Raw genomic sequence first — 20,301 nt, forward strand, 5'->3', positions numbered from 1 at the left:
CTCAACACTCCTTCAGGCCGCTGGATTTGTGCAGCATCCAGTCGACGACAAAATTCACGCTGACGGTGATCAGCGCCACCGCCAGGGCCGGCAGCAACGGGCTGATGTCGCCGAAGGTAATCAGCACCGCGTTGTCGCGGACCATGCTGCCCCAATCGGCGGTGGGCGGTTGAATCCCCAGGCCAAGGAACGACAGCGCGCTGATAAACAGGAACACGAAACAGAACCGCAGACCGAACTCGGCAATCAACGGCGCCGCGGCGTTGGGCAACACTTCGCGGGTGACCAGCCACCACAGCCCTTCCCCGCGCAGCCGCGCGGCTTCGACGAAATCCTGCACCACCACGGTCATCGCCACGGCCCGTGACAGGCGAAACACCCGGGTCGAATCCAGCAGGGCAATCACCAGCACCAGCGAAGTGGCATTGGTGCCCACCACGCTGAGAATCAACAAGGCGAAGATCAGTTGCGGGATCGCCATCAGGATGTCCACCACCCGCGACAATCCCTGGTCGACCCAGCCACCCTTGATCGCCGCAACCAGGCCACTCAAGCCCCCCAGCAAAAACGCCAGCACCGTGGTCAGGAACGCGATGCCCAGGGTGTTGCGCGCGCCATACACCAGGCGGCTGAACATATCCCGCCCGAGGTTATCGGTGCCCAGCAAAAACTGGCCGCTCCAGGGCGCAAACCCGTCGCCCACCACCTGGGTTTCCCCATAAGGCGCGAGCACCGGTGCAAACAGCGCCACCAGCACATACAGCACGATAATCAGCAGGCCGAACTTCGCGCTCAATGGCGCCCGGGCCAGTTGTGTGAGAAGGCTCATGGACTACCCCTTGGGATGCATCAGGCGTGGGTTGGTGGCGATGGACAGCACATCGGCGCCGGTGTTGAGCAGGATGTAGGTGGCGGCGAAGATCAGGCTGCAGGCCTGCACCACCGGGATATCGCGCTTGGACACCGAGTCCACCAGCAACTGCCCGAGCCCCGGGTAGACAAACACCACTTCGACCACCACCACGCCCACCACCAGGTACGCCAGGTTCAGCGCGATCACGTTGACGATCGGCGCCAGGGCATTGGGCAGCGCGTGGCGCCAGATAATCCGCGATTGGCTGATGCCCTTGAGCCGGGCCATTTCGATATAGGGGCTGGCCAACAGGTTGATCAGCGAGGCGCGAGTCATGCGCATCATTTGCGCGATCACCACCAGGCTCAGGGTGGCGACCGGCAGGACCGAGCGTTCGAGGATGGTGCCGAATGAGGCGTCCGGCGCCAGGTTGGACAGGCTGGGAAACCAGCCCAGCTTGACCGAAAACACCAGGATCAGCAGGTAGGCAACAAAGAACTCCGGGAACGACACCGCACTCAAGGCCGAGGTATTGAGCAGGCGGTCGAACCAGCTGTTGCGGTACAACGCGGCGAGCATCCCCAGCACCAGCGCCAGGGGCACCGAGACCAGCGCGGCCAGTGCCGCCAGGCGCAAGGTGTTGCCCAGGCGTGCGCCGATCAGTTCGGCGATGGGCCGCTGGTTGGCCAGGGAGGCGCCGAGGTCGCCGTGCAGCAGGCGCAGCAACCATTGCACGAAGCGACTCAGGGGCGGCAGGTCGAGGCCCAGTTGGGCGCGAAACGCTGCGATGGTTTCCGGCGTGGCGGACTGACCGAGCATGGCCTGGGCGATATCGCCGGGGAGCATGCCCACGGCCAGAAAGATGATCACCGAGACGGCGAACAAGGACAGCAGGCCGAGGGCCAGGCGTTGGAGCACCAGTTTGAACAGGCTATTCATCGTGCAGTTCCTTGAGTCGGGCACGCTTGTGTAGGAGCTGGCTTGCCGGCGATGGCATCGCCTGGATATTCCTGAAACACCGAGGTGCCTGCATCGCTGGCAAGCCAGCTCCTACAGTTGAGCTTCATTGCCTGAGCTATAGCGCCCTGCACAAGAATCACGCCTGCCACCACCGCTCGATCAGCCGCAACCCATCCAGTTCCCCATACGGCGCCGTCAGCGGTCCATGGCTGACGCGGTTCGAGCGTGCCGCCACCGAGCTGGCGAACAGCGGCACAATCGCCCCGCCATCGTCCCGGCACAGGCTCTGCATTTCGTTGTACATCTCCTGGCGCAGCGGCGCGTTCATCTCGCCCCGCGCGGCGTTGAGCAACTGGTTGAAGCGGGCGTTATCCCAATGGGTTTCGTTCCACGCCGCGCCCTTGGCGTAGCCGATGCTGAACATGCGGTCGGCGGTCAGGCTGCTGTACCAGAACGAGGTGGTGAACGGCTGCTTCATCCAGACGTTGGAGAAGAACCCGTCCGCCGGCTCGCGCACCACGTCGATATCAATCCCGGCCTGGCGTGCCTGTTCCTTGAACAGCACCGAGGCGTCCACCGCGCCGGTGTAGGCGGCGTCGGAGGCTTGCAGGCGTACCTTGAGCGAATCCACACCGGCCTTGCGCAGGTAGAAGCGTGACTTGTCCGGGTCGTAGGTACGCTGCTCCAGCGCGGCGTTGATAAAACGGCTGCCGGGCTGGATCGGGTGGTCATTGCCCACCAGGCCATAGCCATGCAGCACCGACGCCAGCAGGGTTTCACGGTTGACCGCATGCTTCATTGCCATGCGAATGTCGTTGTTCTTGAACTCGTTGCTGTCGCACAACATAGGGAAAGTGTAGTGCTGAGCGCCCTTGGTTTCTTCGATGACCAGCGTGGGATTGCGCTTGAGCAGGGCCACGGTTTTCAAGTCGACCTTGTTGATCACATCCACTTGCCCGGTGACCAGCGCGTTGACCCGCGCCGCGCCGTCGGCAATGGCGATCAGCTCGGCACTGGCGAAATGTGCCCTTCCCTGTTTCCAGTAATCGGGGTTGCGTTCCAGGTCCATGCGCACGCCGGGCTCGAAGCTTTTCAGGCGATAACCGCTGGTGCCGATCCCGGCCTGCCAGTCGGCGGCGCCGTCCTTGGCGGGCATGATCACCAGGTGGTAATCGGCGACCACATAGGCGAAATCGGCATTGCCCGAGTGCAACTCGAACACCACCGCATCGCTGCCCTTGGCGCTGACACTGGCCACATCGCCGATCACCGTCTTGGCCGCCGAGGTGGAGTTGGCGGCGAGGTGGTGGTTGATCGAGGCCACCACGTCTTCGGCGGTCAGGCTCTTGCCGTTATGGAAAGTCACGCCCTGGCGCAACTTGAAGGTCCAGATACGCGCGTCGGGGGTTGACTCAAAACTTTCGGCCAGTTCGGGGATGGCACTGCCGTCCACTGCGATTTCAGTGAGGGTGTTGTACACCGCCGAAAAGCCGACGAAGGTGAAAGTGTCGACCCACGAACCCGGGTCGCGAGAGTCGGTGGTGCTGCCCCCGGCCAGGCCCATGCGCAGCACGCCACCCGGCTTGGGCACGGCCTCTTCGGCGAAGGCCTGCAATGGCAGGCCCATGGAAAACGCGGCGGCCACCGCACCGGCTACGGCACTGTGTTTGAGGAAATCCCGTCGGTGCATCGCTTGAGTCATTTTGTTGTTGTTTTCGCTCATGGTGTCGCTCCTCTAAAGGTTCACACAGGCATGCTTCAACTCGATCAAGGTCACGCCGTTGCGCTTGAAACCGTTACGCAAATCCGTCTGCAGCTCATCCAGGTTCTGTGGCTCGCTGACCGTGCAACCGAAGGCCCGCGCCAGGGCGGCAAAGTCCGGGTTGCGCGGCAACACGCCGATGGGTTCGATGTCCAGGTTCAGCATGTCGTCGCGAATCTGCCCCAGGGCGTCGTTGTTCCACAGCAACACCACCAGCGGGCTGTCCAGTTCTTCCACCGCCGTGGCCAGTTCCTGGGCGGTGTAGAGAAACCCGCCGTCGCCCACCAGCACCAGGCCCGGGCGTTCAGGCGCGCCGAACTTGGCGCCGATACCCGCCGGCAGGCCATAGCCCAAGGTGCCGTAGCCGGTGGGATGCAACCAACTGCGGGTGGCGTTGCTGGCGAAGGCATAGTTGCCGGTGTAGGCCAGTTGGGTCATGTCGCTGCTGATGAAAGCATTGGCCGGCAGCTCGGCGGCCACGCGGTCGAGAATCGCCTGGTGAATGCGCTGCAACGGACCATGCCCGGTGCTGACTGCCTGGCGTAAGGCTGCAACTGCTTCGGCCGCTGCATCAGCATTGCGCGGCGTGGCCGGCAGGCGCTCCAGCAAGGCCAGTGCGGTTTGTTGGGCGTCACCGTGCAAGGCCACGGCGCAGGGATAAAAGTCGTTGAACTTGCGCGGGTCGATATCCACTCGCAGCAGCTCGCCATTAATCGGCAGGCGTTCTCGCCAGAAGTCGGTATCGGCCATTTCGGTACCGATGGCCAACACCACATCCGCCTCGGCGATCAACTGCCAGCCGGGCTCGACACACAAGGTCGAACCGGCATTCAACGGGTGCTCCACCGGCAGCAATCCCTTGCCGGCCACACTGCTGAAAAACGGCGCCGCCAATTGCGTGCTCAAGCGTTGCAAGGCATCCGCCGCCAACAATGCGCCGCCACCGGCGATGATCATCGGGCGCTTGGCCGCAGCCAGTTTCGCCACCGCCTGATCGAGGCTTTCAGCCGATGGCAAACCACGTCCGGGACGGCGCACCACTTCATTGCTCCAGTCCCTTTTGATCGGCGCCGACAGCACATCCAGCGGCACCGAAATATGCACCGGGCGTGGCCGCTCACTGTCGAACACAGCGTAAGCCCGCGCGATCAATTCCGGCAGGTCCTCGGCACTCAACGCCACCGCCGAGAACGCGGTGATGGGCGCTGTCATCGCCCGCTGGTCCTGGGTTTCATGCAGGCAGCCCCAACCCTTGCCGAGGCTGGCGGTATGGTTGACGCTGGAAATCACCAGCAGCGGAATCGAATCGGCATAGGCCTGGCCGATGGCCGTCGCGGCATTGGTCACGCCGGGCCCGGTGATGATGAAGCACACCCCCGGTTTGCCGCTGACCCGCGCATAACCGTCAGCCATGAAGCCGGCGCCCTGTTCGTGGCGCGTCAGGACGTGACGAATGCCGCTGCCGGGCAAGCCGCGATACAGCTCCAGGGTATGCACGCCGGGAATCCCGAACACGGTGTCGACGCCATAGTTGGCCAGCAATCGCACCAGGGCCTGGCCGCCCGTCAAGGTTTTGCTTTGCATCGTCATCTCCTTCACGCGTGGGCGAGACGGATCAATGCATCGACCGCCGTGGCGCCCCGGGCATTGACCAGCAATGGGTTCACATCCAGTTCCAACAACTGCCCGGCATTGGCGCAGGCGTAGTCGGCCACGGCACGAATCGCCATCACCAGCGCTTCCATGTCGGCCACTTCACGCCCACGAAAGCCTTGCAGCAATGCCGCGCTGCGCAGGCTGAGCAAGGCATTGCGGATCGCGTCGTCGGTGGTCGGCAGCAACAGGCTGCGGCTGTCTTTGAGCAATTCCACGAGGATTCCACCAGCGCCGATCACCAGCGCCAGGCCGAAGTCGTTTTCGCGCTTGATGCCCACAATCAACTCGGCCAGGGGTGGCGTGGCCATGGATTCCAGCAGCAGGTGATCGAACGACACATCCGGCGCATAGGCGGCGATTTGCTCGCGCATATGCGCCAGGGCGGCAGTCAAGGCGAAGCCGTCTCGCAGGTTGAGCGCAACGGCACCGGCTTCGGTTTTATGCGGTAGATCGGCGCTGACGGCTTTGAGGACCAACGGGTAGCCCAGCAGTTTTGCATCGGCAATGGCTCGCTCGGGCGTGCTCAACACACCTGCCGGCGTGGTCAGCCCGAAAGCCCGTAGCGCCTGCTTGGAATCCCATTCATTCAGCGGCTGCCCGAGGTCTGCAAGCGCTGGTGGACACAGCGGAACCAGTATCGATTCACCCCGCGCCAGGAGCGCCCGGCGATTGTCCTGGTAATCGGCAATCCGGCCCCAGGCCGCCAGCGCATCTTCCACGCCCTGCAGCGCTGCAACACCCTGGGCATGCAGGCGCTCGCGGGCGTGGGCCGGCAGCAATTCCGGGAATGCCGAGGTGACAAAACCGGTCTTGCCGTGGCGGGCCAGCGCGCTGCAAAACAGCTCCAGCAGCAAGTCGCATTCCTTGCGCTCGCCGGTAAATTCCGCCGGGTAGTCGAGCACCAGCATCGCCGCATCCGCTTCGGTGCGCAGCGCCGTGTCGAGCATGCTGTTGAGGGCTTCGCGGTTGCCCCAGATGGCCGTGGTGAAATCCAGCGGGTTGACCAGGTTGGCGTAGCTGGGCAGTACCTGCGCCAGTTCCGAACGCTGGGCTTCATCGAGTTTCGGCAGGCTTAAATGGTTGCGCTCGGCATAGTCGGCAATCAACCCGGCATCGCCACCGGAACAGGCCAGGGCAATCAGGCTGTTGCCTGCCGGCAAGTTACCGCAGGCCGCGGCTTTCAGGGTTTCGACAAAACTCACCGGCCCGCTCACCCGAATAACGCCGAGGCGTGCAAACAGGCTGTCGTACAGCGCATCGGAACCCGACAACGAACTGGTATGACTCAAGGCCAACTCGGCGCCGATCTGCGACACGCCGGTTTTCAGCGCGATGATCGGAATGCCTTTTTCCAGCGCCTTGTGGGCCGCCCGGGCGAACCCCGGCACATTCTTCAAGCCTTCCAGGTGCAAGCCGATGGCCGTTACGCGCGGCTCATCCAGCAGCACGTCCATCAATTCGGCCACGCCCAATTGCGCCTGGTTGCCCACCGACGCCATATAGGCCACCGGCAGCGAGCGGTCGCTCATGGACAGGTTGTAGGCGAAGTTGCCGCTCTGGGTCAGCACCGCAACGCCCTTCTCCACCGGCTTGCCGCCATGGGCTACCGGCCACAACGCAGAGCTGTGCAAGTAATCCAGCAGCCCGTAGCAATTGGGGCCGAGCAACGCCATCTCGCCCGCCGCCTTGAGCAGTTGTTGCTGCAAGGCCAGGCCCTCGGCACCGGTTTCGGCAAACCCGGAGGCGTAGCAGATGGCGCCGCCGGTGCCGATGGCCGCCAGTTCGGCGACGCAGGTCAGGGTCAGCTCGCGGTTGGTGGCGATAAATACCGCGTCCGGGCCACACGGCAAGTCGGCCACACGGCGCACGCAGGGAATGCCGTCGAGGCTGTCATGCTGCGGGTTGACCAGCCACATCTGGCCGGCAAAACCACCCTCGGCACAGCGCTTGAGGGCACGAGCCATGCTGCGCCCGCCGACAAACGCCAGGTGCCGGGGCGCCAGCAGGCGCTTGAGATTGTCGCGAATAGCCTGGGACATAAGCGTTCTCCCGCCCGATCAGCGCAACAGCGGCCGCAACAGTTCGCGGGCAATAATGTGGCGCTGGATTTCCGAAGTGCCTTCCCAGATCCGCTCGATCCGCGCGTTGCGCCAGATGCGCTCCACCGGCCCTTCGTCCATCAAGCCCATGCCACCGTAAATCTGCACCGCCTCGTCAGCGACCTTGCCCAGCACTTCGCTGGCAAACAGCTTGGCCATGCCGGCCTCGCCATCGGTCATGGTGCCCTGGTCCATTTTCCAGGCGGTGTTCAGGGTCAGCAGTTCGGCGGCGCGGATTTGCGTGGCCATGTCGGCGAGCTTGAACGAGATGCCTTGATAGGTGCCGATGGGCTGGCCGAACTGTTTGCGGTCCGCCGCCCATTGCAGGGACACGTCCAGCGCACGCTGGGCCTGGCCGACGCAGTTGGCGGCGACCATCACCCGGCCTGCGGTCAGCCAGGCGTTGGCGACATCCCAGCCCTTACCGACTTCACCGAGGACCTTGGAGGCCGGTACGCGGCAGTCGTCGAAGAACATTTCATAGGTGTGATAGCCGCGGTTGCTGACGCACTTGGGGCCCCGGCGAATGGTCATGCCCGGCGTGCCACGGTCCACCAGGAACGAGGTCACGGCGTTGCGCTGGCGGCCGTTGTGTTCGTAGGTGTCGGTGACGGCAAACACGATGGCGAAATCCGCGTGGCCAGCGTGGCTGATGAAGTGCTTGCTGCCGTTGAGTACAAAGTCATCACCACTGCGCACGGCGCGGGTCTTGATGGCATTGGCGTCGGAACCGGCGCCCGGTTCGGTCAGGGCGAAACAGTCGATTTTCTTGCCCTGCACACACGGCAACAGGTACTCGCCAATCTGTTCGCCGGTGCAGGCCATGAGGATTTTCGACGGCCGGGCGACAAACACATGCAGCGCCCAGGACACCTTCGACAACTCCCGCTCGATCAACGCCTGGGACAGGTAATCCAGGCCGCCACCGCCAACCTCTTCCGGCATGTTGAAGGCATAGAAGCCGGCGGCGATGGCCTTGTCACGGATCTGCGCGGCGAGTTCCGGCGAGACCTCATCGGCGCGGTCCACCGCCTCCTCGTGGGGCAACAACTCCTTGGCAACAAAACTGCGTACCGCGTCCACCAACATGTCTTGTTCTTGGCTGGGCTGGAAATTCATGGCGCTACCTGTCGATCGTTCGAGGGTGTTTTGAGGAGGGGCTATTTGCCGGAGAATTTGCCGGAGAAATTCGCAGGGCGCTTTTCCATCGAGGCGCGCAAGGCTTCGGCACCGTCGGCGCTGCGGCCACACAGCAAACCGGCGGCGAGTTCCGCCTGAAGCTGCTCGGGCAGGCTGCGCCCGGCGCCTTCGCGGATCAGGATTTTGGTCTGGGCAAAGGCGAAGGTCGGGCCGATGGCCAAGCGAGTCGCCAGGTCGGTGACGTGGGCGTGCAGTTGTTCATCGGCGACCACTTCGCCCACCAGGCCGGCGGCCAGGGCGCGGTCGGCGCTCCATAGCTCATCGAGGAACAGCAGGCGCTTGGCCTGTTCGCTGCCGATCAGGCGCGGCAGATGCCAGCTGGCACCGGCGTCCGGCGAGTAAGCCATGCTGGTATAGCCGGCCTTGAAGCGAGCCGATTGCGCGGCCACACGCAGGTCGCAGCACAGGGTCAGGTCCATGCCGGCACCGACTGCCGTGCCGTTGATGGCGGCGAGGGTGGGTTTGTCGAGGGTGTGCAAGCGGGTCATCAGGGCATGGGCGGTTTCGGTCCAGCCGTAGGTTTCGAGGGCGCCACGGGCTTCGGCGTCGGCCCATTCAGCCAGGTCGGCACCGGCACAGAAGCTGCGACCGCTGCCGGTCAATACCACCACGCGTACGGCCGGGTCGCTGTTGAAACCGTCCAGCAAGGCATGCAGGTGCTTGAGGGTCGGGATGTCCAGGGCATTGCGCTGGGCGCCGCGATTGAGGGTGATCCAGGCAACGCCTGCTTGCACTTGAGTGAGCACGGACGGATCTGTAGTCATGAAATCCTCGAATTATTTTAATTGGCTTGAGGGGTGCGACATGGGGCGATACTAAACGAGTGTTCAGTAAGGAGGCAATCGGGTAGCTGCAAATATTTTTCGAGGGAGGAATGCCGGCCTGGACATTGCGCCCAGGCGGCGAGAAATCGTCAGTTCAGGGTGTGATCTGGAAGCGCTGGCGGCCGCCAGACTGCAAACCATCGACCCAGGCTTCGCAGATCTGGACGCCCTGCTCCGGGGTGAACGTGCCGGGATTAAGCCCCGATTCCAGCCACAAACCGTCGAGCAAGGCGCTCAAGGCAATGGCGGCCAGGTCGGCGTCGAAACGCTTCCAGCCTTCTTCCGCGGCCATGTCCACCAGGGCCGAACGCATGATGGTGCGGTACTCGCCATAGGAATGTTCGTGGGCCTGATTGATCGCCGGCGCGGTCTTCACCGCGCCCCAGAACACCAGCCAGGCATCCAGCAGTTGCGGGTCCAGCAACTCGGGGGAAAACGAGCCGCGAAAGAACGCCGACAGCCGTTCCCGCGGGCTGGGCGGCGCCTTGGCCATGGCATCACGCAGCAGGTCCATCACTTGCCGGGTAATCGAACGATAAGCCTCGGCCACCAGTTCATCCTTGCCCGAATAGTGGTGACTGATCAGCCCCACCGACACCCCGGCCTCGGCGCTGATCTTGCGGATCGACGCGCCCTGGAAGCCATCGCGCTTGAGGCAGGCCAATGTCGCCTGGACCAGATTGGCCTTGCGCAACTCCGGGTCCATGCGGGAGAAACGGGATTCCTGGGTCATGAGGCGGTGTCCTTGGGTTGAGTCGGCTGGACGACTCTACCTCACTCCCGGAACCCCGGCGACACCCGATCCAGCAAGCGTAGCAATGCCGCCCATGCCAACTGCATCGCGTCCAGGTCGGCCAGTTCGCCCTCTTCCAGCGGTCGGCCCGGTTCATTGAACTGGCGCTCGGTGTATTCGCACACATCCGCAGGCGGCAGGATCAGCTTGCCGCAGGCCTGGGCGGCGATCTGGATATCGCAGGCCTTTTCCAGGTAGTACATGCGCAGGAACGCCTGGCTGACCGTCTCCCCCACCGTCAACAGGCCATGGTTGCGCAGCATCAACACCGGCTTGTCGCCCAGGTCGCGAACCAGTCGCTGCTGCTCGTCCATGTCCAGCGCCACGCCTTCGTAGTCGTGGTAGGCGACCTTGCCGTAGAACTCCATCGATATCTGGTTCACCGGCAACAGCCCGCATTCCAGTGCCGCCACCGCGCAGCCGGCGCGGGTGTGGGTGTGCAGCACGCACTGGGCATCTTCGCGAGCCCCGTGAATCGCGCTGTGGATCACAAACCCCGCCGGGTTGACGCCATGGGCCGAAGCCTCAACGGCGCGCCCGTCCAGGCCGATTTTTACCAGGCTGGACGCGGTGATCTCCTCGAACATCAGCCCATAAGGGTTGATCAAAAAGTGATGCTCGGGCCCCGGGATGCGCACCGAGATATGGGTGAAAATCAAATCGCTCATACGAAAATGCGCGATCAGCCGGTAGCAAGCGGCAAGCTCTTCGCGCAGGTGTTGTTCGGTGGCCCCAGTCATTTTTATTCTCCAGGCGGGTGGGTGATGTGGCTGACGCTAATCCAGTCGCCAGTAAAAAAACAAGTTGATTTTTTACTGGGGCTGACCTCCTATAGAAAAATAATAACAACAGCGCCTGGAGTATCCGCACCATGTCGCCCCATGCCTTCCCGCATCTTTTTGAACCGTTGACGCTGCGCGGCAAACGCCTGAAAAACCGCATCATGTCCAGCGGGCACGACACCTCGATGCCCACCGACAACCGGGTCAACGAGCAGTTGATTGCCTACCATCGAGCCCGCGTCGAGGGCGGCGTGGGGCTGATTGTGTTGCAGGTGGCCGGGGTGCACGACAGCGCCCGCTACACCTCCCATGTGCTGATGGCCACCGATGACAGCTGCATCGACGGCTACCGCCGACTGGCCGACACCTGCCATGCCCACGGCACCGTGGTGCTGTCGCAGATCTTCCATCCGGGGCGGGAAATCATGGAGTCGGCCGACGGCCTGCTGGCGGTGGCCTACTCGGCGTCCGGGGTGCCCAACGAGCGGTTCCGGGTGATGCCGCGTGCGCTTGACCAGGCGATGATCGACGAGATTGTGGCGGGCTACGGTGCGGCGGCGAGGCGCCTGCATCAGGCGGGGATTGACGGCGTGGAAGTGGTCGCCAGCCATGGTTATCTGCCGGCGCAATTTCTCAATCCGCGGGTGAATCGCCGCACCGATGGCTACAACGGCGAGCTTGAACAACGCCTGCGCTTCCTGCGGGAAATCATCGCGGCTGTGCGGGCCGCAACCGACGAACAGTTCATCATCGGCCTGCGCATTTCTGCCGATGAACGCGACCCCGAAGGCTTGACCGAAGAGGACTCCCTGACCGCCGTGCAACAGCTGCAATCCGCGCTGGACTATGTGCACATCGTCGCCGGCACCTCGGCCTCCCTCGGCGGCGCAATCCATATCGTCCCGCCCATGGCCATCGCCCCGGCGTACCTGGCGGCAGAAGCCGCGACGTTCAAGGCCAGCCTGTCGATTCCACTGTTCGTCACCGGCCGCATCAACCAGCCCCAGGAGGCCGAACTGATGCTGCAACGGGGCCAGGCCGATGTGTGCGGCATGACCCGCGCGCTGATCTGCGACCCACGAATGCCGACCAAAACCTCAAGCGGCCATGCCGAGGATGTGCGGGCGTGCATCGCCTGCAATCAGGCGTGTATCGGCCACTTCCACAAGGGCTTGCCCATCTCCTGCATCCAGCACCCCGAGACCGGCCGCGAATTGCAATTCGGCCAGTTGCAACCGGCACTGCAACGCAAGCGGATCATGGTGGTCGGTGGCGGCCCGGCGGGGATGAAAGCCGCCGCAGTGGCGGCGCAACGCGGGCATGAGGTGACCCTGTATGAAGCCAGTGCCCAACTGGGCGGCCAGGTGCTGCTCGCGCAGTTGCTGCCACGGCGCAGCGAGTTCGGCGGCGCCAGTACCAACCTGCAGCGCGAGATGGAACTGGCCGGCGTGCGGGTGATGCGCAACACCCGCGTCGACCGTGGGTTGGTGGAGCGCGAACAACCTGATCGGGTGATCATCGCCACCGGCGCCGAACCCTATTGGCCCGCCTTCGAGCGCGGCGGCGAATTGCAGGTGGTGGATGCCTGGCAAGTGCTGCGCGATGAGGTTCCACTGGGCCGTTCGGTGGTGGTGGTGGATTGGCGTTGCGACTGGATCGGGCCGGGCATCGCCGAGCGCCTGACCCGCGCCGGCCATCAGGTGCAACTGGCGGTGAACGGCACCCATTGCGGGGAAAACCTGCCGCTGTACGTGCGTGACCAACTGGCCGGTGAACTGCATCGGCTGGGCATCCCGATCATCCCCTACGCCCGGTTGTACGGCTGCGACGACACCACCGTCTACCTGCAACACACCGCCAGCGGCGAGCCGATGTTGCTGGAAAATATCGACACCCTGGTGTTGTGCCAGGGCCACCAGCCGGTGGACACTCTGGGCGCAGAACTGGAAGGCCTGGTGGCGTTCACGCGCATCGGCGATTGCCTGGCGCCGCGTACCGCCGAAGAGGCGATTTATGAAGGATTGAAGGTAGCGTGGGACATTTGAACGACCAACCACCCCAGCTGTTTCTCGGCACGCGCATCCGTGGCTTGCGCAAGGCCCGCGGCATGACCCTCACGGCGCTGGCTGAACTCAGTGAACTGACCGCCGGCTACATCAGCCAATTGGAAAGGAACCTCGCGTACCCGTCGATTCCGGCACTGTTCAATATCGCCCGCAGCCTGGGGGTGACGATCCAGTGGTTTTTTGCCAGTGAGACCACCCCGGCAGCGGAGGATGAAGGTTTTGTGGTGCGCAAGAACAATCGGCAGAGCATTCATTACGAAGACGGCATCGTCGACCAGTTGCTGACGCCCCTGCCCAATCATCAGTTGGAAATGCTGCATTCGCGCTTTCCTCCGGGCAGCTACAGCCAGCAGAGCTATAGCCATGAGGGTGAAGAAGCGGGTTATGTGCTGAGTGGGAAATTCGAGCTGTGGGTGGGTGAGCGGCATTTTCAGCTGGATGAAGGGGACAGTTTCAGCTTCCCCAGCAGTGAGCCCCATCGGTATGGCAACCCAGGGAAAGTGGATGCGGTAGTGATCTGGGTGATTACGCCGCCGACGTTTTAGACCGTTGGAGCAACTGAGGACGTTTCCTACGATACGTGGAGAATTCTGAATGGGGGCCATCAGTAGTCTGTAAAAACGACTCTTGCTATAAAACCGACTACTTCTTTTCGAGGGTGCCGGTCATGTTTGAGTCGTTTGCGTGGTTCAAGAAACCCACTGAGGAGGATCTGGAAAATATCAGGGCTATCAAGCGATACAAAACCATGAGGATAGTGGGTGACTGGGGCATTGCGGTTGATCCTGAAGAAATTGCCAATTCGCCCGAATTCAAGGAGCACAAGCGCAAGATACGTGAGCTGATATTCAAATAACCCATGGGACTACTACTGATACTGCCATTGCTGGTGAGTGGCTATCTGGTGTGCCTGAAACACCCGGGCCATTACTGCCGCCTTCACCGCTTTGAGGGCCAGTTACTCTATCTACAGGTCGCAAGATTAGGCTGGACCTGCCTCGTACTGTCATTCGTACTGACTACCCTGATTCTTTGCCTGTCGAAACAGCCGCTGCAACTGGCTGGTCAGGCAATCCCAATTGATTACAGTGCTTATCTGGGCAAGCTGCTGGTAGAGCTGGATATTGCCACCGAGAGAAATCATGGCCTCTGGGTATTTTTGCTCCAGGTAGGCCTGACAGCCATGATTATTCCCTACTGCCGGGCCCGATTATTTGTGCGTTGGCGTCTGCGGCGACTGCAACTTGCTTCAGAGGAGGAACTGAACCAGCAATTGATGCTTGAGCTTCTAACGGGCCGCCCCCTCAGAACACTGCTCAGGGAGTCTATTGCGCGCGGCTCTCAATGTATGTTCACGCTGAGCGATCGAAACGTTTATGTGGGCGTCGTTTCGTCCATCTGCGAGCCAAATGAGTCCGAAGGTATAGATCACGCCTTCAGTCTGATTCCGACCTGTAGCGGGTATCGAGACAAGGACACCCTGGAAATCGTCCTCAATACTGAATACCCGGATGCGTCAGACGCCATTTCCATCATGCTGCTCCAGGAAGCGGTGGTATCAGCGACCCGCTTTGACCCTGCGACGTGGATGTCTTTCCAATCCCGCACAAGGGCAAAACCCCAGCCTATCCGGAGCTATCGTCGTACGTCGGCACACAAGAAAAAGACCCCAGGCGCCTGTGCCTGAGGCCCTCCTGCCGAGCAGTACAACTTCCAGCCATATCCCGTATCTACCCACCGGTCTCAGTGCACACAAAAACGCAACACTGAACTGCACCGATTGTGATGGCCGCGCCACACTCGGGTTTATATAGTCAGCCCTACTGCAACCCGCCATGAGCCACCCGGCCCATCCCAAGGAAGCGTTCGATGACTGACCTGCACACCCTTACGGCCGCCGAACTGCTGGCGCAATTCGCCAGCCGGCAACTCGCGCCCATCGACTATTACGACCAGCTCCTGGCCCATATCGACCGCTGGGAGCCGCAGATCAACGCGCTCTACGCCTTCGACCCGCAACAGGTACGCCAGCAGGCCCAGGCCTCCACCGAACGCTGGAACAAGGGCCAACCCAACGGCGCTCTCGACGGCATACCGGTGACCCTCAAGGAATTGATCGCCACCGAAGGCGTGCCCATTCCCCTCGGCAGCGCCGCCACCCGCCTGACCCCGGCCCTGAAGGACGCACCACCCGCCGCCCGTATGCGTGAAGCCGGCGCAATCATCCTGGCCAAGACCACCAACCCGGATTTCGGCATGCTGTCTTCCGGGCTGTCGAGCTTCCATGGCGTCACCCGCAACCCCTGGAACACCGCCAACAACACCGGCGGCTCCAGCTCCGGTGCCGCCGCAGCTGCCGCCGCCGGTTACGGCCCGCTGCACGTGGGCACCGACATCGGTGGCTCGGTGCGCCTGCCCGCTGCCTGGTGCGGCCTGGTGGGATTCAAGCCGACCCTGGGGCGCATCCCCATCGACCCGTATTACACCGGCCGCGCCGCCGGCCCCATGACCCGTACCGTCGACGACTGCGTGCTGCTGATGCAACACCTGGCCCGCCCCGATGCCCGCGACGCCACCAGCCTGCCGCCGCTCAGCACTGCGTGGAGCAACCAGCCGCTGTCGGTGAAAGGCCTGCGCGTGGGCCTGATGCTCGAGCCCGGGGTGGGCATGCAGCCGGAAGGCTTCGTGTGTGAAGCCGTGGAGCAAGCCGCGCGGCTGTTCGAAGCCCATGGCGCCAAGGTCACGTTGATCCCGCCGATCATGGACCGCGCACAACTCGACGGCCTCGACCACTTCTGGCGCGCCCGCCAGTGGGGCGATTTGTCGGGCTTGAGCAGCGAACAGTTCGAAAAGGTCTTGCCGTACATTCGCGACTGGGCCGCGCCGGGCGCCGAAATCAGTGGTGTACAGGCCGTGAAGGGCTTCAACCAGACCTTCGAAATGCGCCGCCGCGCCGCCCAGGTGTTCACCGAACTCGACCTGGTGCTCTCCCCCACCAACCAGGTCAACGCCTTCCCGGCCGAGTGGCCGTCACCAAGCAACGACCCGCAATTGCCGTTCGAGCACATCGTGTTCACGGTGCCCTGGAACATGGGCGAACAACCGGCGCTGTCGATCAACTGCGGTTTCGCCGCCGATGGCATGCCCATCGGCCTGCAGATGATCGCCCCGCGCTTTGCCGATCAATGGCTGCTGCAAATCGCTAAAACCTACGAGAGCTGGCGTGGCGCAATCCACCACTGGCCGAATCCTTCCTGACTTTGACGCTGTAAGAACTGCCCACCCACACGCCAGCTCCGGGCCACACCGGCCGGGAGCTCGGACGACCTATAACTAAAATCGAGGGGCTGGTATGCACACTGAGCAATTGACACGATCCGATCCTGATCACGCACCCGAAACACCGTCCCCGGACGCCGGCAAAAAGAGCATCTTCGCCGTGGTCCTGGGTAACGCCGTGGAGTTTTTCGACTTTGGTGTGTACGCAACCTTTGCGGTGATGATCGGCCACACGTTTTTCCCGTCCGACAGCGCCTTCGTCAGCTTGATGCTGTCGGTCACCGCGTTCGGTATCGGCTTTATCGTCAGGCCTTTGGGCGCGGTGTTGATCGGCGCCTACGCCGACCGCGTCGGGCGCAAACCGGCGATGCTGCTGACCCTGGTGATGATGGCCGTGGGCACCGGCAGCATCGCAATATTGCCCGGCTACGAGACCATCGGCATCGCCGCGCCGATCCTGCTGGTGGTCACCCGCATGATCCAGGGCCTGGCCTGGGGCGGTGAAGCCGGCCCCGCCACCACCTACATCCTGGAAGCTGCGCCCCCTCACAAACGCGGGACCTATGCCTGCTGGCAAGTGGTCGCCCAGGGCGTCGCGGCCATGGTGGCCGGGCTGGTGGGTTTCACCCTGACCAAGGTCATGTCCCCGGAAGACCTCAACAGCTGGGGCTGGCGCGTGCCGTTCGTGTTCGGCCTGCTGGTGCTGCCGATCGGCATCTACATCCGCCGCAACCTCGCCGAAACCTTCCACGGCCACGGCGAAAAGACCAGCACCGGCGACCTGGTGCGGGAAGTCTGCGGCAAACACCGGCGCGCACTGGTGCTGGGGCTGCTGATCCTTTCCGGCAGCACCATCACCCAATACTTCCTCAACTACATGACCACCTTCGCCCTTACCGAGCTGAAGCTGCCCACCAGCATCTCCATGCTCTCGACCCTGGTGGCCGGTGCCGCCATGGCCGTGTGCGCGGTGGCCGGCGGCATGCTCTGCGACCGCTTCGGGCGCCGGATGATTCTGATGACACCCCGGGTGGTGTTGCTGTTGATCCTGTTCCCGGCCCTGCAACTGATGACCGAGCATCCGAGCCCGGCGACCTTCCTGCTGACCCTCGCAGTACTCTCGGGCCTGCACGGCATGAGCGGCGCGGCGTTGATCGTCCTGCTGGTGGAAAGCTTCCCGAAATCCGTGCGCTCCACCGGCTTCTCCATCGTCTACGCCTTCGGTGTGGCGGCGTTTGGCGGCACTGCGCAAATCATCATCACCTGGCTGATCGGCACCACGGGCGACCCGATGTCGCCGGTCTGGTACCTGCTGATCGCCAACCTGGTGTGCCTCACCGCCGCCTGGTTCGCCAAGGAAACCCGCCCGCCGCTGCCCGGCAGCCCGGCCCGCGAAACCCGGCTCACAGAAGCCACGGTTCGCTGATACACGCTTCCCACTGTCCCGCGTCTTTTCGCCACCGACCGGCAGCGCCTGAGGGCCTGCCGGGACGGTCGCCTTACGTCTGATTTGTATGGGGATTTACCATGTATCCACGTCTTTTGCTGGCCGTCACTCTGGCGTCCAGCACCCAGGCTTTTGCCCAGGACAACGCTCAAGCCAGCGCACCGGGTTTCCTCGAAGGCAGCACCCTGGACCTGAACCTGCGTCATTACTATTCCAACCAGCACACCCAACGCACCACTCACTTGAGCATCAAGAAAGCCGGCGGCATCGAGCCCACCCGCGTGCGGGAAACCTGGGTACAGACCAGCATGCTCAAGTACAGCTCCGGCTATACCCAGGGCCTGATTGGCGTGGGTGTGGACGCGGGGATCTTCAGCGCGGTCAACCTGGAACGCGGCCACGGCAAGGTGGCCAATGGCGGCGACCGGGTGCTGGTGGACGGTGACGGCGACGCGATTCCTACCTGGAGCCGCCTGGGCGTGGGCGATGTGCGTTTTCGCCTGTCGAGCACCGAGATCAAGGCCGGCCGGCTGATGACCGACAACCCGATCCTGCGTTACAAGGACAACCGCGCCCTGCCCTCCAGCTTCCAGGGCGTGGGCCTGTTCAGCAACGAATTCGACTGGCTGTCGGTGCAGGGCGGCAGCTTTGAACGGGCGATCCCCCGCACCGGCACCGGCGCCGAAAAGCTCACCACCACCTTCGGCAACCGCGCCTACACCGGTGCACGCATCAGTTACCTGGGGGCCACGGTCAAGCCGGGTTACGGGCTGGAAGCCAGCGTCTACGCCTCACGCTTCGAAGACATGTGGGACCAGACCTACGTCGGCCTGACCCACCGCATCGGCGACAAAAGCGACGTGGCCCTGAAGACCGCCTTCAACTACTACCACACCAGCGATTCGGGCGACAAAAACCTCGGCTACATCGACAACAACGCCGCCAGCCTGGCCTTCACCGCCACGCACCTGGCCCACAGCCTGACCCTGGCCTGGCAGCAAGTGTTCGGCAACGAGTACTTCGACTACGTGTGGGAGTCCACCGGCAACTACATGGCCAACTCGCTGTACTCGGACTACAACGGCCCCAACGAAAAATCCTGGCAACTGCGCTACGACCTGGACTTCGCCGCCTACGGCGTGCCCGGCCTCACCGCCAGCCTGTGGCACGCCAAGGGCTGGGACATCGACGGCACCCACTACGACGGCGACCGCAACGGCCACAACACCGGCTACAACGTGCGCAGCCTGGATGGCGCCAAGCACAACGAAAACGGCTTGATGCTGGCGTACGTGATCCAGTCGGGCACCCTCAAGAACACCGTGCTGCGCACCATCGTCTACAACCACCGCGCCAGCGGCGGGCAGATCGACGGCAGCTACGACGAGTTCCGCCTGGTCGCCAACGTGCCGATCAATATCTTCTGAGGCTCAGTTCAACGAACAACGCTGCATCGCCCCCGCCAGCATCTCCTGGCACTTGAGCACCGCCACCGAGCGGGGGCGGTTGCGGTATACGCAGAGGTCGATGCGGATGCGGCCGAGGTCTTCATCGGCGATCGGCACGGCGACCAGGCCGTCACCCAGGTCCCGCACGTCTGCCTCTACCTGGGGCAAAATCAGCACGGCTGCCCGTTGTCGGGCCAGGCTCTTCTGCACTTCCAGGGAGCTGGTGGTGAACACTGGCTCGAGGGTCACTCCGCGTTTTTTCGCGGCCACTTCCAGAGCCTGGCGCACGCCGTAGGCCGAGTCGGGAATCGCCAGGGGTTGGCCTTCCAGTTCGCTCAATTCGATGCTTTCGCGCTGGGCGAAGGGGTGTTCGGCGCTGACCAGTACCCGGTGCCATAACTGGCAGTGGGCGGTGACTTCGACGTCGGCGCGCTCTTGCAGGTAGAAGGCCAGGCCCAGGTCGGCTTCGCCGCTGCACAGGGCGTCGAGGGTGGCGGAGGCGCTGGCGATCACGATGTTGAAGGTGACTTTGGGGTGAGCGCGGTAGAAGGTGGCGAGTACCGGGGCGAGCACGGTGGAAACGATACTTTCTGACACATGGATGCTGATGTTACCGGCCACCTGGCTTTGGCGGCTGGCGATGACCTCGCGTACCTGGTCGAGGCCGCGCAGGGTTGAGGTGACTTGTTCGGCGAGGCATTCGCCTTCGGCGGTGAGGCGGATGCCTCGGGGGCCGCGCTCAATCAGGGCGGCGCCGAAGAAGTGTTCCAGGTGTTCGATCTGGCGGCTTACGGCGGTTGGGGTGACGTATAGACGCTCCGCCGCTTTACGCAACGAAGCGCAGCGGGCGACCTCGTGGAAATAGCGCAAGGCGCGTAGTTGCATGGCGGGGTGCTCCTTTTTTTTGGGGCTGGGGTTGGGGGGGACGCAATTACTGCGCCATGCATGTGTACATATCCGTTTCTTCGGTAACGGCCGCCTATGGTTTCGCTCTTACAGCGACTCACTTTGGAAAAGCCCCAAAGTAAGCAAAGGGCTCTGCCCCGCCTGTCGGCACCTCGCCTAGGCTCGGTGTTCCCTCACTCCGGGCTTGCTCCGCGGGCCGCCGCGACGGGGCGTCCCTGCCCCGTCC

Annotated in this window: 17 protein-coding genes; 7 read left to right on the forward strand and 10 right to left on the reverse strand. The window is 63.2% G+C overall.

The genetic code is table 11. The annotated features are described in order from the left end of the window. Position 1 precedes the first annotated feature (1 nt). The 9 genes from HX875_RS27510 to HX875_RS27550 form a co-directional block, all read right to left on the reverse strand. Positions 2-829, reverse strand: a complete 828-nt coding sequence (locus tag HX875_RS27510; protein WP_177047493.1) for an ABC transporter permease — start codon at positions 827-829, stop codon at positions 2-4. 3 nt (positions 830-832) lie between these two features. Continuing rightward, the gene (locus HX875_RS27515) at positions 833-1,792 is read right to left on the reverse strand and encodes an ABC transporter permease (protein WP_017475430.1); all 960 of its coding nucleotides are present in this window, start codon (positions 1,790-1,792) and stop codon (positions 833-835) included. Positions 1,793-1,949: 157 nt separating this feature from the next. Further along, complete coding sequence (locus tag HX875_RS27520; protein WP_177047495.1) at positions 1,950-3,536, reverse strand: ABC transporter substrate-binding protein; 1,587 nt, start codon at positions 3,534-3,536, stop codon at positions 1,950-1,952. Positions 3,537-3,548: 12 nt separating this feature from the next. Continuing rightward, positions 3,549-5,159: a 5-guanidino-2-oxopentanoate decarboxylase gene (locus HX875_RS27525; protein WP_177047497.1), complete on the reverse strand. Its 1,611-nt coding sequence runs from the start codon at positions 5,157-5,159 to the stop codon at positions 3,549-3,551. Positions 5,160-5,170: 11 nt separating this feature from the next. Next, positions 5,171-7,270: an acetate--CoA ligase family protein gene (locus HX875_RS27530; protein ID WP_177047498.1), complete on the reverse strand. Its 2,100-nt coding sequence runs from the start codon at positions 7,268-7,270 to the stop codon at positions 5,171-5,173. 18 nt (positions 7,271-7,288) lie between these two features. Next, positions 7,289-8,449, reverse strand: a complete 1,161-nt coding sequence (locus tag HX875_RS27535) for an acyl-CoA dehydrogenase family protein (protein ID WP_177047499.1) — start codon at positions 8,447-8,449, stop codon at positions 7,289-7,291. 41 nt (positions 8,450-8,490) lie between these two features. Beyond that, entirely contained in the window at positions 8,491-9,294 is an 804-nt protein-coding gene (locus HX875_RS27540; RefSeq protein ID WP_177047500.1) for an enoyl-CoA hydratase/isomerase family protein, read from the reverse strand. 154 nt (positions 9,295-9,448) lie between these two features. After that, a complete protein-coding gene (locus HX875_RS27545) occupies positions 9,449-10,087 on the reverse strand; it encodes a TetR family transcriptional regulator C-terminal domain-containing protein (RefSeq protein WP_177047501.1) in 639 nt (212 codons plus the stop codon). A 41-nt stretch (positions 10,088-10,128) separates the two neighbouring features. Next, the gene (locus tag HX875_RS27550) at positions 10,129-10,887 is read right to left on the reverse strand and encodes a class II aldolase/adducin family protein (RefSeq protein WP_177047502.1); all 759 of its coding nucleotides are present in this window, start codon (positions 10,885-10,887) and stop codon (positions 10,129-10,131) included. 131 nt (positions 10,888-11,018) lie between these two features. On the opposite strand from HX875_RS27550, the gene HX875_RS27555 reads away from it, so the two are divergent. From HX875_RS27555 to HX875_RS27585, 7 genes are all read left to right on the forward strand, one after another. Further along, positions 11,019-12,974 carry an oxidoreductase gene (locus tag HX875_RS27555; protein WP_177047503.1) on the forward strand — a complete coding sequence of 652 codons (1,956 nt, stop codon included), beginning with the start codon at positions 11,019-11,021 and terminating at the stop codon, positions 12,972-12,974. Continuing rightward, complete coding sequence (locus HX875_RS27560) at positions 12,950-13,540, forward strand: helix-turn-helix domain-containing protein (protein WP_177047515.1); 591 nt, start codon at positions 12,950-12,952, stop codon at positions 13,538-13,540. Before HX875_RS27555 ends, HX875_RS27560 begins: the two co-directional genes overlap by 25 nt. A 122-nt stretch (positions 13,541-13,662) precedes the next feature. Then, positions 13,663-13,851 carry a hypothetical protein gene (locus tag HX875_RS27565; RefSeq protein WP_177047505.1) on the forward strand — a complete coding sequence of 63 codons (189 nt, stop codon included), beginning with the start codon at positions 13,663-13,665 and terminating at the stop codon, positions 13,849-13,851. Positions 13,852-13,854: 3 nt separating this feature from the next. Then, positions 13,855-14,682: a hypothetical protein gene (locus tag HX875_RS27570; protein ID WP_177047507.1), complete on the forward strand. Its 828-nt coding sequence runs from the start codon at positions 13,855-13,857 to the stop codon at positions 14,680-14,682. Positions 14,683-14,864: 182 nt separating this feature from the next. Beyond that, positions 14,865-16,253 (forward strand): amidase, encoded by a 1,389-nt coding sequence (locus HX875_RS27575; protein WP_177047509.1) that lies wholly within the window; start codon positions 14,865-14,867, stop codon positions 16,251-16,253. 94 nt (positions 16,254-16,347) lie between these two features. Further along, positions 16,348-17,700: a citrate-proton symporter gene (locus HX875_RS27580; protein WP_256348185.1), complete on the forward strand. Its 1,353-nt coding sequence runs from the start codon at positions 16,348-16,350 to the stop codon at positions 17,698-17,700. 101 nt (positions 17,701-17,801) lie between these two features. Continuing rightward, the gene (locus tag HX875_RS27585) at positions 17,802-19,148 is read left to right on the forward strand and encodes an OprD family outer membrane porin (protein ID WP_177047510.1); all 1,347 of its coding nucleotides are present in this window, start codon (positions 17,802-17,804) and stop codon (positions 19,146-19,148) included. 3 nt (positions 19,149-19,151) lie between these two features. Here HX875_RS27585 and HX875_RS27590 read toward each other — a convergent pair whose 3' ends face one another. Further along, complete coding sequence (locus HX875_RS27590) at positions 19,152-20,054, reverse strand: LysR family transcriptional regulator (protein WP_017475444.1); 903 nt, start codon at positions 20,052-20,054, stop codon at positions 19,152-19,154. Between the last annotated feature and the right edge of the window lie 247 nt (positions 20,055-20,301).

Origin of the sequence: Pseudomonas yamanorum (genome assembly GCF_013386765.1) — a bacterium.
GTDB classification, from domain to species: Bacteria; Pseudomonadota; Gammaproteobacteria; order Pseudomonadales; family Pseudomonadaceae; genus Aquipseudomonas; species Aquipseudomonas yamanorum_A.